Source organism: Amycolatopsis vancoresmycina, assembly GCF_000716785.1.
In the GTDB taxonomy this organism is placed as follows: Bacteria; Actinomycetota; Actinomycetes; order Mycobacteriales; family Pseudonocardiaceae; genus Amycolatopsis; species Amycolatopsis vancoresmycina.
The window spans coordinates 77,450-94,020 of the sequence record NZ_JNYY01000024.1; the positions used below are offsets into that span (position 1 = coordinate 77,450).

General features: G+C 70.8%; 13 protein-coding genes and 1 pseudogene. 5 read left to right on the forward strand and 9 right to left on the reverse strand.

Annotated features, from left to right (window positions below; translation table 11 throughout):
• Nucleotides 1–30 precede the first annotated feature (30 nt).
• The gene (eno, locus tag OO60_RS38165) at nt 31–1,314 is read left to right on the forward strand and encodes a phosphopyruvate hydratase (RefSeq protein ID WP_003082231.1); all 1,284 of its coding nucleotides are present in this window, start codon (nt 31–33) and stop codon (nt 1,312–1,314) included.
• 42 nt (nt 1,315–1,356) lie between these two features.
• Here eno and OO60_RS38170 read toward each other — a convergent pair whose 3' ends face one another.
• Nucleotides 1,357–1,785, reverse strand: a complete 429-nt coding sequence (locus tag OO60_RS38170; protein WP_003082228.1) for an OsmC family protein — start codon at nt 1,783–1,785, stop codon at nt 1,357–1,359.
• A gap of 113 nt (nt 1,786–1,898) precedes the next feature.
• The gene (locus tag OO60_RS38175; RefSeq protein WP_003082224.1) at nt 1,899–3,287 is read right to left on the reverse strand and encodes a COG1470 family protein; all 1,389 of its coding nucleotides are present in this window, start codon (nt 3,285–3,287) and stop codon (nt 1,899–1,901) included.
• Between the two features lie 125 nt (nt 3,288–3,412).
• Between OO60_RS38175 and OO60_RS38180 the strand changes: the two genes are divergently transcribed.
• The gene (locus OO60_RS38180; RefSeq protein ID WP_003082221.1) at nt 3,413–4,153 is read left to right on the forward strand and encodes a ribonuclease activity regulator RraA; all 741 of its coding nucleotides are present in this window, start codon (nt 3,413–3,415) and stop codon (nt 4,151–4,153) included.
• On the opposite strand, the gene OO60_RS38185 is transcribed toward OO60_RS38180, so the two are convergent.
• Genes OO60_RS38185 through OO60_RS38205 form a run of 5 tightly spaced genes read right to left on the reverse strand, consistent with a single transcriptional unit; the run spans nt 4,150 to nt 10,828 of the window.
• Nucleotides 4,150–5,403 carry a mandelate racemase/muconate lactonizing enzyme family protein gene (locus OO60_RS38185; RefSeq protein WP_003082218.1) on the reverse strand — a complete coding sequence of 418 codons (1,254 nt, stop codon included), beginning with the start codon at nt 5,401–5,403 and terminating at the stop codon, nt 4,150–4,152. The two genes, OO60_RS38180 and OO60_RS38185, sit on opposite strands and share 4 nt — an antisense overlap.
• Nucleotides 5,400–7,418: an ABC transporter permease gene (locus tag OO60_RS38190; protein ID WP_003082215.1), complete on the reverse strand. Its 2,019-nt coding sequence runs from the start codon at nt 7,416–7,418 to the stop codon at nt 5,400–5,402. Before OO60_RS38190 ends, OO60_RS38185 begins: the two co-directional genes overlap by 4 nt.
• Entirely contained in the window at nt 7,415–8,839 is a 1,425-nt protein-coding gene (locus OO60_RS38195) for an ABC transporter substrate-binding protein (RefSeq protein WP_003082213.1), read from the reverse strand. The genes OO60_RS38190 and OO60_RS38195 overlap by 4 nt, the downstream gene beginning before the upstream one ends.
• A 45-nt stretch (nt 8,840–8,884) precedes the next feature.
• On the reverse strand, nt 8,885–10,033 hold the full coding sequence (locus tag OO60_RS38200; RefSeq protein WP_003082211.1) for a Gfo/Idh/MocA family protein: 1,149 nt from the start codon (nt 10,031–10,033) through the stop codon (nt 8,885–8,887).
• A gap of 48 nt (nt 10,034–10,081) precedes the next feature.
• The gene (locus OO60_RS38205) at nt 10,082–10,828 is read right to left on the reverse strand and encodes a FadR/GntR family transcriptional regulator (protein ID WP_240490688.1); all 747 of its coding nucleotides are present in this window, start codon (nt 10,826–10,828) and stop codon (nt 10,082–10,084) included.
• Between the two features lie 72 nt (nt 10,829–10,900).
• Between OO60_RS38205 and OO60_RS38210 the strand changes: the two genes are divergently transcribed.
• The gene (locus OO60_RS38210; protein ID WP_003082206.1) at nt 10,901–12,058 is read left to right on the forward strand and encodes a mandelate racemase/muconate lactonizing enzyme family protein; all 1,158 of its coding nucleotides are present in this window, start codon (nt 10,901–10,903) and stop codon (nt 12,056–12,058) included.
• 7 nt (nt 12,059–12,065) lie between these two features.
• On the opposite strand, the gene OO60_RS38215 is transcribed toward OO60_RS38210, so the two are convergent.
• On the reverse strand, nt 12,066–12,644 hold the full coding sequence (locus OO60_RS38215) for a TetR/AcrR family transcriptional regulator (RefSeq protein ID WP_003082205.1): 579 nt from the start codon (nt 12,642–12,644) through the stop codon (nt 12,066–12,068).
• Nucleotides 12,645–12,714: 70 nt separating this feature from the next.
• Here OO60_RS38215 and OO60_RS38220 point away from each other — a divergent pair, with 70 nt between their 5' ends.
• Nucleotides 12,715–13,704, forward strand: a complete 990-nt coding sequence (locus OO60_RS38220) for a ketopantoate reductase family protein (protein WP_003082203.1) — start codon at nt 12,715–12,717, stop codon at nt 13,702–13,704.
• On the opposite strand, the gene OO60_RS38225 is transcribed toward OO60_RS38220, so the two are convergent.
• Nucleotides 13,691–16,138 carry a glycoside hydrolase family 3 N-terminal domain-containing protein gene (locus tag OO60_RS38225; RefSeq protein ID WP_003082200.1) on the reverse strand — a complete coding sequence of 816 codons (2,448 nt, stop codon included), beginning with the start codon at nt 16,136–16,138 and terminating at the stop codon, nt 13,691–13,693. The genes OO60_RS38220 and OO60_RS38225 overlap by 14 nt on opposite strands.
• Before the next feature lie 190 nt (nt 16,139–16,328).
• On the opposite strand from OO60_RS38225, the pseudogene OO60_RS38230 reads away from it, so the two are divergent.
• A pseudogene (locus OO60_RS38230) lies at nt 16,329–16,571 on the forward strand (alkaline D-peptidase); the annotation flags it as partial.

Here is a 16,571-nt window from a genome sequence, read left to right on the forward strand (position 1 = left end):
CCTGCTACTGCGAACTCACCGAGGAGCGCGATGACTGCCATCGTCCGGGTCAAGGGCCGCGAAGTGCTGGACAGCCGGGGCAACCCGACCGTCGAGGTCGACGTCGAACTGGCCGACGGTTCGCTCGGCCGGGCCGCCGTTCCCTCCGGTGCCTCCACCGGTACCCGGGAAGCGGTCGAACTGCGGGACGGCGACCAGGCGCGCTTCCACGGCAAGGGGGTGCGCAAGGCCGTCGATGCGGTCAACACCGAGATCGCCGAAGCGGTCGTGGGCCTGGACGCCGAGGCGCAGGCGACGGTCGACCGCGCGCTGATCGCCCTCGACGGCACCGCGAACAAGGCGCGGCTCGGCGCGAACGCCACCCTGGGCGTCTCGCTCGCCGTCGTCAAGGCGGCCGCCGCCGCCAACTCGCTGCCGCTGTACCGGTACGCCGGCGGGGTGTTCGCGCACCTGCTGCCGATGCCGATGATGAACATCGTCAACGGCGGGGCGCACGCGGACAACCCGATCGACTTCCAGGAGTTCATGATCGGCCCGATCGGCGCGGAAACGTTCGCCGAGGCGGTGCGGATGGGCTCCGAGGTGTTCCACACCCTGCGCAAGTCGCTGCACGACGCCGGGCACAGCACCAACGTCGGCGACGAAGGCGGCTTCGCGCCGAACCTCAGCTCGGCCGACGAAGCCCTGGAGTTCGTGCTGCGGGCGATCGAGCAGTCCGGCTACACCCCCGGCGAGGACATCGCCCTGCTGCTCGACCCGGCCGCGTCCGAGTTCTACACCGGCGAGGTCTACGACTACACCGGCGAAGGCCGCAAGCGCAGCGTCGAGGAGCACGTCGCCTACCTCGCCGAACTCACCGCCCGCTACCCCATCGTGTCCATCGAGGACGGTGTCGCCCAGGACGACTACGCCGGCTGGAAGCAGCTCACCGACACCATCGGCGAGCGCGTCCAGCTCGTCGGCGACGACGTCTTCTGCACCAACGTGAACCTGCTGGCCGACGGCATCGAGCGCGGCATCGGCAACTCGATCCTGGTCAAGGTCAACCAGATCGGCACCCTCACCGAGACGCTCACCACCGTCGAAACGGCGCACAAGGCGGGGTACTCCGTGGTCATGTCCCACCGCTCCGGCGAAACCGAGGACACCACGATCGCCGACCTCGCGGTGGCCACCAACTGCGGCCAGATCAAGACCGGCTCGCTGTCCCGCGCGGACCGCACCGCCAAGTACAACCAGCTCATCCGCATCGAGGAGGAGCTCGGCGCCGACGCACGCTACGCGGGCGCGAGCACGATCCGCGGCCGGCGCTGAGCCGGCACCGCCGGCCCGGGCTCCGGGCCGGCGATGTCCGGGTCAGGCGAGCGTCGCCTGCAGCGTGATCTCGGGAACGCCGGCCAGCGCGCGGCTGACCGGGCAGTTCGCCTTGGCCTGCTCGGCGTACTCGCGGAACTGCGCCTCGTCGACACCGGCGACGCGCCCTTGCGTCGTCAGCTCGATCTTGAGGATCGTCGGCGCCCCGTCGACCGGCCGCAGGGTCACCGCCGCGTCGGTTTCGATCGACTCGGCCGGGAACCCGGCGCCGGCCAGGGTGCTCGCGAGGGCCATCGAGAAGCACGACGCGTGCGCGGCGGCGATGAGCTGCTCCGGGTTGGACCCGGGGCCGTCCTCGAAGCGGGACTTGTAGGTGACACCCCCGCTGATGCTTCCGCCGCCCGCGGTGAACTGCCCGGATCCGGTGGGGATGTCGCCGTTCCAGTTCGCGTGGGCCTTCGAGACGGGCATGCGTCCTCCAAGATCGATGTCGGTGCTCCGTGCCAGAGTCAACCAGGATCGGCCCGCGTTCGCCAAAGGGTGGGACGCTCGATAGCCCTCTGTGGCGCGGCCGAAGGCCGGTTTCAGGTGAGGGGAACAGCGAGGCAGTCGAAGGTCTGCCGCCGGTCGAGCTTCTGGCAGATGTCAGCACCTTCGCTCGTGGGGACGCCGATCCAGACGAACGTCGAGTAGTCCGCCATCGACGGGCTCCGGTCGAGCTTCTGCCGGAGGCCGGGACACAGCCCGGCGCGGTCTGTGACGTGGATCGGGTAGTGGAGCTTGACGGGTTTCAGGTCATTCATCCGGCTGTACTCGCGCTGAACGAAATAGGCGGCGTATTCGTCGGCCTCCCCTTTTGTCATCGACGCGAGGTACACGACCGTGGTGCCCGGAGTGCAGGCCATGGGCTCGCGCGGAACCGGCGCGAACCGCGGTGGAACCGGCGAAGCAGCGGCGGGCTGGCTCGACGGCGGCGCAGCGGCGGCGGCCGCGTCGCCGGCCGGCTGCGAGGAGAAGACGCTCGCCCCGAACAGCAGACCCCCGAGGAACACGGCGAGGCCGGAAACCGCCAGCGTGGCGCGGCGATAGGGCCCGTGCTTGACCCGGCCCCACGCGGCCAGCCGGTTCACGTAGCCGGGGATCTCCGACAGCCAGCCCGGTTGGGTGACGGTCAGTTCGGGCACCACGCACGGGTCCTCAGCGCCCTTGAGCCACGCGGCGATCGGCAGGCACCACTTTTTCTCCGTCAGCTCCGGTGGCGGCAATGTCACGCCGGCAAGGAGGTCCGCCGCCTCTCCCGGCGGCAATTCGAAGGACGCCCCGGCCGGTGGCAGTGCGACGCCGTCACGCGGCAGATAGCCGGCGTCGTTCCCGGATGTGGTCCAGCGCTTCAACGCCCCCAGCAGGTGGGTGTTCCCGGTGTTGCGCACGGTGACGGTGACGGTTTGTTCCCCACCCTTGAGAACGGCGGGCGTGACATCCGGTGCCACCGCCAAACCGGGCTCCGCTCGTACCGAGACGTCGATCCCAGACTCGCTTCGCCAGGTCCGATTCCCGTCTCGATGCCGCGCCACGACGTGCAGGTGTTTCGGGCCGGCCGACGGCTCGGTCGCCGTGCAGGGCAAGCGGAGTCTGGCGCGCGCACGCTTGCCGGGGAGGACTGTGACCTCGCTCGGCTCGACCGCCCACTGCGACGTCGGCGCACCTCGCAGGGACAACGTCACGGTCACCGGCTCGGCTAGGTGGCTCTTGACCGTCACCGGTACGGAGGTGCATTCGCCGCCCGGCTCGACCACCACCTCGGGCTGCTCGGGCAGGAGCACGATCTCGACGTCGGTGTCGGAATGGGCGCCGAAGTTGACGTTGCCGTGGACATCTCTCGCCTGGAGGGTGGTTCCGGAATCACCCTCGACCCGGTTGATCGTCGTGCCGGTGTGGTCGAGCGGTTCCTGCTCGGTGGGCTCCTCCGGCATCACGTGCTCCGTTCCGACAGTGGCGGCCACAGGATAGTCGCGCCGCCGGCCGTCGCGGAAGGCGGTTTTCCCGGCTAGGCTCGAAGATCTCCACGGTCAGCGCGGAATCCGAGGGAGCTTCCGAAGTGGTCGAAACGCACGACATCACCCGCCCGCCCGCCGAGCTCAGTGCCGCCATCGCGGCCATCGGGAGCGCGACCGCCAGCGGGGAGCTCAGCCGGATGGGCATCCGCAGCGCCTTCATCCGCGGTCCCGTTTCGGTGACCCCCGGCGTGCGCGTGGCCGGACCCGCGCTGACGCTGCAGTTCCTGCCGAAACGGGAGGACCTCTACCCCGTCGACGAGTACGAAGAACCGGAAAAACAGCTGCACCGGCACGTCATGTACCACGCCCGGCCCGGGGACATGATCGTCGTCGACGCGCGGGGTGACATGAGCAGCGGTGTGTTCGGCGAAATGATGCTGACCTACTTCAAGGGCCGCGGCGGGGCCGGCGTCGTCGTCGACGGGTGCCTGCGCGACACCGGCGAAGCCAAGCAACTCGGGCTCGGGCTGTGGATCCGCGGTGCCACGCCGAACTTCCACGCCCAGACCGGGATCGTCCCGGCCGCCGTCAACGTGCCGGTCGCCTGCGGCGGCACGGTCGTCGAGCCGGGCGACATCGTCGTCGCCGACGACGACGGGGCCGTCGTCGTCCCGGCCAAGCTCGCCCCAGCGCTGGTGGCGGCCGCGCAGGAGCACGCGGAATGGGAGGAGTTCTCCCGGATCCGCCTGGCCGAAGGCGGCGACCTGCGGCGGTACTACCCGCTGTCGGACGAGGCCCGGCCCGAATACGAGCGGTGGCGCGCCGGCCGGGGCCGCGCCTAGCTCCACAGCCGGTCGTGACTGGTCTCCTTGTCCCAGTGGGTCGTTTCGGCGAAGAACACCGGGTCACGCGGGTCGAGGTGGCGGCGCAGCAGCTCTTCGTCGAGGTCGCCGTACCCCAGGCCCGGGGTGTCCGGCACCGTGATGTGGCCGTTGCGGATCAGCGGGCCGGTGACCAGGTCGCTCCAGAACTCCACGTCGGCCGCGTGGTGTTCGAGGGCCAGGAAGTTCTCGGTGGCGGCGGCCAGGTGCACGCACGCCATCGTCGCGATCGGGGACGCCGCCAGGTGCAGCGCCATCGGGATCCCGCACTCCTGCGCGTAGTCGCCGAGCCGCTTGGTCTCCGCGATGCCGCCCGCCGTCGCCGGGTCGGGGTGCACGACGCGGATGGCGCCGGTGTCCAGCAGCGGCCGGAACCCGTCGAGGAGGTAGATGTCCTCCCCCGTGCACGTCGGGACGGCCACGGCGTCGGTCAGCCGGCGCCACTGGCCGGTCAGCTGCCACGGGATGAGGTCCTCGATCCAGGCCAGGGTGAACGGTTCCAGCGCGCGGCCGATCCGGATGCACGAGTCGAGGGCGATGTGGCCGAAGTGGTCGGCGGCGAGCGCGACGTCGTAGCCGAGGACCGACCGCACGATGTCCACATAGGACACCAGGTGGTCGACGCCCCGGGCCGTCACCTGGATGCCGGTGAACGGGTGCATCGTCGTGACGTCCGCGCGGGCACCCGGCGGCGCGATCAGCGCCCCCGGCACGTCCCACAGCAGGTCGATGCCCACGTCCATCTTCAGCATCGTGAACCCCCGCTGCTTGCGCTCCAGCAGCCGGGCGCCCATCGCGTGCGGGTCCGCCACCGCCGGCGTGTCGGCGTAGCAGCGGACCTCGTCCCGGAACCGGCCCCCGAGCAGCGCGTACGCGGGCACGCCGTACGCCTTGCCCGCCAGGTCCGTCAGCGCCATCTCGACGCCGGAGACCCCGCCGCCCTGGCGGCCGTGGTACCCGAACTGCTTGATCTTGCGGAAGATCTTGCCGATGTTGCAGGGGTTTTCGCCGACGAGCCTGCTCTTGAGCAGGAGCGCGTAGGTGGCGCTGGCCTGGTCGCGCACCTCGCCGTAGCCGGACAGGCCCTGGTTGGTGTCGATCCGGATGATCGACGAGCGGAACGGCACCCCGGTCAGGGTGGCCACCCGCAGGTCGGTGATGCGCAGCTCGCTCGGCCGGGACGCCGTCGCGACGTGCTCCTCGGTGATCACCCCTTCACCGCGCCCGCGGTGAGGCCCTCGGTCAGGAACCGCTGCCCGAACCCGTACATGAGCACGACCGGGATGCTGACCAGCAGCGAGGCCGCCGCCAGCTGGCCCTGCGGCACGACGTCGCCGAAGATCATCGACTGCATGCCGACCGGCAGCGTCTTGTAGTCGTCCTTGGTGATGAACACAAAGGCGAACAGGAACTCGTTCCACGCGTTCGTCAGCGTGAACAGCGCGACCGCGAGCAGGCCCGGTTTGGCCAGCGGCAGCACGATCCGCAGGAACGCCCCGAGCCGCGTGCAGCCGTCGACCAGCGCGGCCTCCTCCAGGTCGGCCGGGATCGACTTGAAGTAGCCGACGAGCAGCCAGGTCGCGAACGGCAGGGTGAACGTCGGGTAGGCGAGCACCAGCGACCACAGCGAGTCGTTCAGCCCGATCCCGCTCATCAGCTGGTACAGCGGGATGAACAGCAGCGCGCCCGGCATCACGTAGGTGAGCAGGATCGTCACCGTGAAGCTCTCCGAACCCCGGAACTTCAGCCGGGCCAGCGCATAACCCGCCAGCGCCGCGCAGACCAGGGCGATCACCGTGGAGGCCACCGACACCAGGATCGTGTTGACGTACCAGGTGCCGAACGCCCGGCCGGTGAACAGGTTGGTGAACTGCTCGGTGGTCCACGGTGTCGGCCACAGGTCGTCGGTGCGCGCGACGATCTGGTCGTCGGACTTGAAGGCCGTGACCGTCATCCAGTAGAGCGGGGCGAGCACGAAGGCCAGCAGCGCCACCAATGCGGCCCCCGAGCCGGTGCCGCCGACCAGGCGCGCGGCCACTCGGTTGCCGCGCGCGGCGAGCGCGGAGACGGCCCGTCCGACGACGGCCGCGAGCACCACGAACACGCCCAGCACGAGCGCGGCCTTCCACACGATGTGCGGCGACGCCCAGGCCAGCACGAGCACCGCGCCCACGACGATCACCCACGGCAGTGCCCGCCGCTGACCGGGTGTCAGCCGCCGGCGGCCGAGGTCGCTCGCGGCCGGCTGGTCGCTGCGGCGCATCATCCGCACGAGGATCACCACGAGGACGCCGATCACCGGCAGCATCACCAGGGTGACCGCGGCGCCCGCGCCCAGCTGCAGCTGCTGGATCGCCTTCGAATAGGCCACCATGACGTACGGTGCGGTCGCGTCCCCCGGGCCGCCCTGGGTCATCAGCCAGATCAGGTCGAAGTTGTTGAACGTCCAGATCGAGGACAGCAGCACCGTCACGATCATCACGGGCCGCAGCCCCGGCAGCGTGATGTGCCGGAAGCGCTGCCACGGCGAGGCGCCGTCCACCATCGCCGCCTCGTGGAGGTGGCCGTCGATGGCCTTGAGCCCGGCGAGGAACGTCACCGTGAAGAACGGGATGCCCTTCCAGACGTTGACCAGGATCACCGCCGGCATCGCGAGCGCGGGATCGGACAGCCACTCCGCCGGCCACTTGTCGACGAGCCCGATCGAGGCGAGCGCGGGCCCGATCCCGGACTCGGTGAGCAGGACGTTGACGCTGCCGAAGACCGGGTCGAGCAGGGACCGCCAGGTGAAGGCCGTGACGACCGTCGGGATCACCCACGGCAGCAGGATCACCCCGGCGATGACCGCCCGGCCGCGGCGCACGTGGTGCAGCATCAGCGCCGCGATGAGCCCGAGGGTCACCTTGAAGATCTCGGCGTAGGAGGTGAAGACGAACGAGTTCAGCACGCCGTGGTGGAACAGGCTGTCGCCGATGAGGGCGGTGTAGTTGTCGAACCCGGCGAAGACCGTCTCGGCACCGTGGCGTTCCGTCGTGCTGGTGACGACCGAGCTGACGATCGGGACCAGGATCAGGCCGGCCACCAGCACCAGGGTCGGCCCGGTGAACACCGCGGCGAGGCGCCAGTCCCGCCCGAGCAGCCGCTGGGACCGGGTGAGCGAGGAAGACGCGCGCGGCGCCGGGCGGGCCGGCGCCGTCGGTGTCCTCTTCGGACGGAGGATCGTCATTGCCGGTAGCCCTGTTGCTCGAAGATCTGCACGATCCGGCCGTGGGTGGTGGCGACGGCGTCGGCCGGCTTGGTGCCCTGGATGACCGACTGCATCATGTCGGTCAGCAGGTAGGCGGCGAGGGCGGCCTGCTCGCCGGGGCTCGGGGCCTGCGGGAACGCGTAGCCGGTCCTGGTCTTCACCGGGAGCTGCACGCGGGTCTGCTCCCGCAGGGCGGGGTAGGCCGGGTCACCGGTCGTGTAGTACGGGTCGGAGTCCCACACCTTGCTCCACGACGGGTTCACCAGGCACGGCGCTTCCTTCGCGACCCCGAGCAGCGCGCTCCCGCCGGCCATGAACTTCGCCACCACCTTGGCGAGCGCGGGGTTCTTCGCGCCCTTGAACACGACGAACGAGTTGGATTCGCCGAACGCGAGCGGCTGGTCGATCGCCGGCCCGGTGGCCCCGTTGAACACGTGGGTGTTGGCGTAGACCGGGTTCTTCTTGGTCTTCGATTCGGCGTAGACGCTGAACTGGTTGAGCGTCAGGCCCAGGATCTGGGCCAGCCAGTTCTCGTTGTTGCTCGAGTCGGTCCAGCTCCCGATCCCGGGCGGCAGCATCGGCGCGTACTTCGGGTTCGTGTAGATGTCGCCGATGAACGTGACGGCGGCGACGGTCTCCGGCGAGTTGAAGACCACCTTCGTGCCGGTGTTGTCCGCGATCGCCCCGCCGTAGGTGTTGATGACGTTCTGGATGAAGCCGTTGGCGTCACCGGAGCGGTTCACCGTCAGCCCCCAGCCGAACCGCCGCTTGGCCGGGTCGGAGACCGCCAGCGCGTTGTCGCGCAGCTCTTCCCACGTGTAGTAGGGCTTGAGCGGGAGACCCTTTTCCTGGTACCAGTCCTTGCGCAGGTACATCCCGGACGCGATGAAGTGGTACGGGATCGCGAACCAGCGCCCGCCGAACACGCAGTAGTCGTTGGCTTCGGTCGCGGGTTCCCCGTAAAGCGCTTTCATTTCGTCGACCACGTCGGTGACGTCGGTCAGGGCGCCGAGGTTGTGGAGCTGGCCGACGAACCGCCGGTCGCTCATGAAGGCCAGGTCGCGGTTGGTGCCCGCCTTCACCTCGGCGTCCATCTTCGCGACCATGTCGCCGGCGTCGCCGGAGACCAGGTCGTTGCGGACGGTGGTGCCGGTGGCCTGGGCGAACGCCTGCAGCGACCGGTCCAGCGCCTTGTTGGCGGCCTCCGAATAGAGCTTCTGCGAGAGCATGCCCACGGACCCGCCGCGGAGCGCGGCCGCTTGGTCGAGCAGTGCCTTCGGTACCTGGACGTCGACCTGGGGTGCGGGTGCGGGACCGCTCCCGCACCCGGCGAGACCGAGCACGCCCACCGCGCTCAGCCCGAGGAACGTGCGCCTCGACAGGTCCGCTTTCTCTTCCATGACCACTCCTTCCGCGTCCGGCCGGCCGGACGCGCTCCGGGTCGTTCAGGCGGCGAAGGACGCCGAACTGCTGATGCGTTGCCCGGGCAGCCCGTCGAACAGCCCGGTGGAGCCACGAGGCCGCCACAGCGGGACCGGGCCGGCGCCGGGCACGCGGCCGAGCGCGAGGACGGCCGCGCGTTCCGCGGAGTCGAACGCCCGCTGGACGACCATCGCGTTGGCCACGCTCTGCGCGACGCTGCCGGTGGGCCGCGCGCCGAACTGCACGGCGTCGGCGAAGTCGACGAGCTCCGCGCGGTAGCCGTTGTCGATACCGCGGAAGACTGTCGTGTGGGTGGTGGCGTCGGAGCTGCTGCGGGTCACGCGGCGCTCCGCCTCGGATCCGGCGAGCACGAGCACGCCTTCGGTGCCGTACAGCCGCATTTCGTTCGGTTCGGGTGGGACCGGGATCTCGGCGTAGGACGCGGTGTAGTTGCCGATGGCGCCTCCGGCGAAGACGAGGTTGAGCGTGAGGTCCGAGGGTGCGTCGATCGTGCTGTTGGCCGTCTGCACGGCACCGTGCACCCACGCGATGTCGCCGCACAGGAGCCGGATCTGGGCGATGTGGTGCACGCCGGCGTCGAGGTGCACGCCCCCGCGGTACTGCGGGCGGTGCCGCCACGGCGTCGCGGTGAAGTTGCCGGGGCGGGGCACCGACCGCACGGCGTGCCGCCACGCCATCAGGTGCAGGCGGCCGATCGCGCCGTCGTCGAGCAGCGCGCGGGCGTAGCGCAGGTCGTCGCGGTAGAAGTGGTTCTCCCCCACCACGAAGGTGCGGTCCGGGTGCCCGGCCGCGAGGGCGAGGAAGGCCGCGGCCTGCTGCGCGTCGACGCCGGCCGGCTTCTCGCAGAAGACGTCCTTGCCCGCGGCGAGCGCGTCGCGCGCCACCTCGTACAGGTGCGGGATGGGCACCGAGACGAGCACCGCGTCCACGTCGTCGCGGGCCAGCAACGCGGCCCGGCCGGCGGTGGCCAGGGCCGGATCGACCCCGCTGTAGCCGGTGAAGCGACGGCACTGCTCGTCGGACGGGTCGGTGAACGCGGTGACGGTGTACCGGTCGGCGAGCCCGCGCAACGCCGGCCAGTGCAGCTTCTCGACCGCGAGTCCGGTGCCGATCAGCCCCAGCCGGATCGGCGGGATCCCCGGTGCTGCCATGGCCTCGTCCGTCCTCGTCAACGGTTCCGGCTTTCGGTCGTGCAGTGCCTAACGCCGCTTGGCGGCCCGCTTGCTTCGCTGCTCCTTTTCCGACAGGAGCGTGGAATAGTTGTTGCTCAGGTGCCGTCGCATGGCCGCGCGGGCGCCGTCCGGATCACGGGCCACGAGGGCGTCGTAGATCTCCGTGTGCTGGGTGGTGGCGCGGTGCAGCCCGGCCGGTGCCGCGTTGGTGAGACGGCGGCTGGCCGTGCCGAGCCAGCGGGCGGAGTACATGATCCGGTCGAGGATGCGGTTGTCCGCCGCCCGGCAGATCTCCATGTGGAATTCGTGGTCGACTTCGAGGTACGCCTCGGGATCCGCTTCGAGCACCGCCATGCGGCCGATCTCGTCCCGCAGGCGGTCCAGCGTCTCGTCGGTGATGCTCGCCGCAGCCATGGCGGCCAGTTCGGGCTCGAGCAGCGCCCGCATCTGGTGCAGTTCCTGCAGCAGTTCGTCGACGATCTCGGTCGGCAGCCACTCGATCAGCAACGGGCTCAGGTAGTCCCATTCGGCGCGGGGCCGCACGACGACCCGGCGGCCCTGCGCGACGTCGACGATGTCGAGCGACGCGAGGATCTTGAGCGTCTCCCGCGCCACCACCCGGGAAACCCCGAACTCCTGGGAAATCTCGAGCTCCGACGGCGCCCGGCCGTCCTCGATTCCGCCGCGGACGATCCGCCGGGTCAGGTGGGCCGCCACCTGCACCGGAAGGGTCCGGACCTTGACAGCGTCCGGAGACTCTTGTCTCCTTGGCATGTGAGCAGCTTATAGGACAAGTTGGACGTCGCGTTAGTCCGTTCATACGCACCACCCGGCGGCGGGAGAGCAATGCGGATCGTGAACGTCACGACGGCGGTGGTGGCCTACCACGGTCAGGCGACACTGGTGCGGATCGACACCGACGAGGGACTCAGCGGGTTCGGCGAGGCGAATCCCGACGCGGGCGCGGCCGCCGTCGTCGGGATGATCGGGTCGCTGACCCCCCTGCTGCTCGGCGAGGATCCGCGCAACGTGGAGCGGTGCTGGGAAAAACTGCGCCGCAGCAAGGTTTTCGCGGGTGCGCAGGGCGGGGTGTTCGTGATCGCCCTGTCCGGGATCGAGCTCGCGCTGTGGGACCTCGCGGGCAAGGCCGCGGGCCTGCCGGTCCACCGGCTGCTCGGCGGGAAGTTCCGCGACCGCATCCGGTTGTACGCCGACTGCGGCGACGGCGACGACCCGGCCGGCTCGGTCGCCGGGTGCGTCGACCGGGCCCAGCGGATGGTCGCCGAAGGCTTCACCGCTCTCAAGTTCGACATCGACGACCTGCACCACCCCGCCAAAGCCGACGCGTTCAACCACACGGTCAACGCGGCCGAGCTGCGCTCGATGGCCGGGCGCGTGGCGGCCGTCCGGGAGGCGATCGGCCCGGACGTCGACCTGGCCATCGACCTGCACGCCCGCTACGACGTGCCGAGCGCGTGCCGGATCGCCTGGGAACTCGAGCCGTTCCACCTGATGTGGCTCGAAGAACCGCTGCCGGCGGAGAACGTCGACGCGCTGGCGCGGGTGCGCGCGCAGACCCGCACGCCGATCTGCGCGGGCGAAAACCTTTACCTGCGCTGGGGATTCCGCGAGCTGCTCGAACGCGGTGCCGTGGACGTGATCGAGCCGGACGTGCCGAAGTGCGGCGGTCTCGCCGAGGCCAAGAAGATCGCCAACCTCGCGGAGCTGCACTACATCCCGTTCGCCCCGCACCTGGTGTCGACGCCGCTGGGCACGATGGCCACGTCCCACCAGTGCGCGGCGATCCCGAACTTCCTCGTCCAGGAGTGGCACGCCCTCGAGGAGCGCGCGGTGTGGGACAGCTACGTCCACACTCCGGACGGGAGCGGCTCGATCGTCAAGGACGGCTACATCACGCTGCCCGACGCACCCGGGATCGGGGTGGAACTCGACATGGACGGCGTGCGGGCGCACGCCGTCGCGGGTTTCGGGGTGTTCGAATAGGTCCGGGTCACGACCGGCGCAGCCCGTCCAGCACTAGGGTGATGACGCCGTCGGCTTCGGCTCGCCAGCCGGGACGGTCGTGCGCCGCGCCGATGCCGTGCAGGGCCACCAGGATCGCGCCGGCGCTCACGTCGTCGCGAATGGAGCCGTCCCCCACCGCGGCGGCCACCAGGTCGGTGACCGCCTGCTCCAGTTCCCGGCTGCCCTCGGCCAGAGTGCCCGCCCCGGTCGCCATGAGCGTGGCCAGCGTCCGGGCGAGACCGCGGTAGGTGTCGATGTAGGCGACCATGCCGCGCAGGAAGCTCGCCAGCGCCTCCCCCGCCGGCAGCGTGGCCTGCAGGCGGCGCGCGCGGGCGCACAGCGTCGCGACTTCCTCGCGGTAGACCGCCTCGGCCAGCGCCTCCCGCGTCGGGAAGTGGCGGTACAGCGTGCCGGTGCCCACCCCGGCCAAGCGGGCGAAATCGTCGAAGCGCAGGGTGAAGAAGCTTCCGTCGTCGAAGGTTTCCCGCGCCTTGGCCAGCACGGCGTCGCGGTTGCGCCGGGCGTCGGCCCGCAGCGGCTTGCCTGCCTTGCCTTCCGTTGACAACCCGGGTCCACCCTCCCTACGGTGATAAGTGGAGATGACCTCCAATTTCATCATAGCCGACGAGGTGCGCGTGAAGATCCTCTTGTTCGGCCGGGGCGCGATCGCCACGGTGCACGGCTGGGCCCTGGAACGAGCCGGGCATGACGTCGAGTTCTACGTCCGTCCGGGCCGCGCGTCGGCTTACGGGGAGGCAGTGGATCTCGACCTGCTCGACGCGCGCAAGCGGGTGTGGGGGCAGCGCGTCGTCCAGGCGTGGCCGGTGCGCTACCGCGAGCAGCTGGCGCCCGGGCACGACTACGACCTGATCGTGCTGAGCGTGCCGCACCACCGGCTCCCGGAGGCGGCCGCGTTCCTGGCTCCGCGCATCGGCAACGCCACGGTGCTGGTGTTCGGCAACATCTGGGCCGAGCCGCTGACCGCGATCGGCGCCCTTCCGGTCGAGCAGGTGGCCTGGGGCTTCCCGCTGGCCGGCGGTGGCTTCGGCGAGGACGGCGTGCTCCGCGGGACACTGCTGCCGGGGGTCGTCTTCGGCACTTTGGACGGGCCGCCGACCGAGCGCGAGCGCGCGACGCGGCGGGTGTTCCGCGAGGCCGGCTTCCGGGTCCGGGAGAAGCGGGATTTCCGCGGCTGGCTGTGGCGCCATTTCGTGGTGAACGCGGGCCTGCACGCGCAGGGCGTGCGGCGGGGGACGCTGTCCGACCTGCCGGGGGCGACGGCCGACCTGCGCGAGGCGCTGCTGACCGGCCGCGAGCTCCTGCCGGTGCTCGAGGCGCGCGGCGTCGATCCGCGACGCGGCACGCTGGGGCTGCGGGCCCCGACCTGCCTGACGGCCCCGGCGCTGGCGTGGATGACCGCGCACGTCCCGCTGGTGCGCCGGAGTTTCGAGGCCCAGCGCGACCCCGGTGCGGAGGAACCCCGGGCGGTCTGCCGGGACGCACTGGCCGAAGCACGGCGGCTGGGCATTGCGGTGCCACGGCTGGAAGCGCTGGAGGCGAGCGCGGGGCCGGCCGTGCGGGGCGACGCACCGGCGCCGCCCCGCAACCGGGCTACTGGATCGTGAACGGCGCCGACACGTCCACCGCGTACGGCGTCGTGCTGTTCTTGTCCAGCTGCAGCACATAACCGCCCGGCACCACGACAGGCGGGCCGGACGCGTTGATGTCCCCCGCGCTTTCGGCCAGCACCGCGGCCGGGAAGGAGACGCGCACGACCTGTGACCGGCCCGGGTCGAGCGTCACCCGCGCGAACCCGGCCAGCCGTTGCGGCGGGACGGCCACCGGGCTCACCGGCTGGGCCACGTACACCGGCACGATGTCGGTGCCGGCCCGGGTTCCGGTGTTGGTGACGGTGAACGTCGCGGTGACCGTGCCGCCGCGCGCGACCTTCGGCGTCACCGCCAGGTTCGTGTGGGTGAACGTCGTGTAGGAAAGGCCGTAGCCGAACGGGAACTGCGGGTTGTACGCGTTGCCCGCCCCGGAGGCGGTGCTGGGCAGCTGGTCGAAGAACTTCGGCTGGTCGCCGAGCGGGGACGGGGCCGTGCCGGCGAAGTCGGCGCCGACGGCCGGCGCGTCGGACGGCCAGCTGATCGGCAGCTTGCCCGCCGGGTTCGTCTTGCCGAACAACACATCCGCCACCGCCGTGCCGGCTTCGGTGCTGCCCTGGTAGGCCATCAGCACCGCGTTCGCCTTCTCCGCCGGGCCCAGCCCGACCGGCCGGCCCGCGACGACCACGACGATCACCGGCTTGCCGGTCGCCTCCAGCGCCGCGATGAGAGCCTGCTGGTCGGGGGCCAAAGCCGGAGCCGGGTTGTCGCCCAGCCCTTCGGCGTAAGCCTTCTCCCCCACCACCGCGACATAGGCACTGGTGCTCGCGGCCGCCGCGACGGCGCTGGCCTGGTCCGGCGCGTAGACCGCGGCCGGGTCCGCGGCCCGGATCCCGTTCAGCACGGTGGTTCCCGGCGGGATCTGGTTGTCGGGGCCCATGCAGCACACGTGCCCGGCACCCGCCACGCCCTGCCAGCTCACGCTCCAGCCGCCGAGCTGGTTGGTCATCGAGTCCGCACTCGGGCCGGTCACCACGACCTTCGCCCCGGCCGGCACCGGCAGCGCGTTGTTTTCGTTGCGCAGCAAGGTGATCGACTCCCGCGCGGCCTTCAGCGTCTGGTCGCGGCTGGCGGTGACGGCGGCGTCGGCGGCGTTCGCGTCGACGCACGGTTTCGCCGGGTCGGCCACGCACGGCTGGTCGAACAGGCCGAGCTGGAACTTCAGCGTCAGGATGCGGCGCACCGCCTGGTCGATCCGCGCGTGCGAGATCTTGCCCGTGCCGACGGCCTGCAGAATCGCGGCCTGCCACCCGGCCGGGTCGGAGACCTGCATGCTCATGTCGACGCCCGCGTTCACGGCGGCGGCGATGGCACCCGGGAGATCCGCCGCGATGTGGTACGCGGTCTGCAGTGCGGTGACGTCCTGGTAGTCGCTGATCACGACGCCCGGGAAGTGCAGCTGGTCGCGCAGGACGTCGGTCAGCAGGTAGTGCGACGAGGTGGCGGGAACGCCGTTGATCGAACCCGAGTTGACCATCACCGTCCCGGCGCCCGCGTCGATCCCGGCCGCGTACGACGGCAGGATCGTCGTCTGGAGGTAGTTCATCGGGAGCAGCGCCTCGGTCCGGTCGTGGCCGTTGACCGACTGCGAGTAGCCGGCGAAGTGCTTGACCGTCGCGCTGACGTTGAGCTCACCGCGCTTGCCGGGCGCCTGCATGCCCTTGATGTTCGCGGCCCCCATCGCGGCCGCCAGGACCGGTTGCTCGGCCCAGGTTTCGTAGGTGCGGCCCCACCGGTTGTCGCGCGCGATGTCCTGGACCGGGGCGAAGTCCCACGTCCAGCCGGTGGCGCGCAGGGCGTCCGCGGTCGCCTTGCCGCCGGCCTGGGCGAGCGCGGGGTCCCAGGTGGCGCCCATGCCGATCGACTGCGGGAACAGCGGCGCCTGCCACGGGTGCCCGAAGCCGTGCACCGCGTCGACGCCGAACACCACGGGCAGGTGCAGGCGGGAGTTCTTGATCGCGAACTGCTGGATGGTGTTGTACTCGGTGGCCCAGTCGTAACCGGTGTTGCCCACGCCGCCCTTGCCGGTGGTGTCGACCGGGTTCTCGGTACCGCCGGCGAGGATCGAGCCGACGTTGGCGTCGACCAGGATCTTGCGCATGCAGTCGGGGTTGGGCAGGTTGAACCCGTTGTTGCCGCACGTGGTGCCGTTCGGGTCGGTCAGCGTGGTGACCAGCTGCTGGTCCATCTGGCCGACCTTCTCGGGCAACGTCATGGCGCGCAGCAGCGCGTCCACCCGCGCCGGCACCGGCCGGTGGGTGTCCAGCCAGGGCGCGACGCCCAGGTCGATTGCCGCACTGCTGCTGGCGGTGAACGCGGGAACCGCGAGCAAGGCCGCGGCCGCGAGCACCGTGACGGTGGCGCGGGTACTGCGTCTGTGGTTGCGGAACACCTGACCTCCTTGAGCCGTGGTCGGCACCGACCGGCCGCATGGGTGCGAGCGCACGGTAGGCACGTTCGCCAGGGCTGTAAAGCGCCGAACGGCGGCCGGTCCGGGTTCGGCCGGTCGAGGGTCGTCGTGTCAGGGGCGGTGTCAGCGCGGTGGCCGTTCGGTGTCAGGACGGGAGGCGATCGTGGTTCCCGTGATCAGGTCATCGATCGCGGACGCAGCCACCGGCTGCGTCACCACACCCGAGATTCCGGAGAACACGATGCAGAAGTCCGCCACCCCCGCCCGTCCCGAACTGCAGCAGGCCCTCCAGGCGTTCGTCGACGCCGGATTCGCCGCCGCGCAGATCCGCGTGCACGACGAGCACGGCGACTGGGCCGGCACCGCCGGAGTCAGCGAGCTGGGCACCACCACCGAGCCACCGGCCGACGGGCAG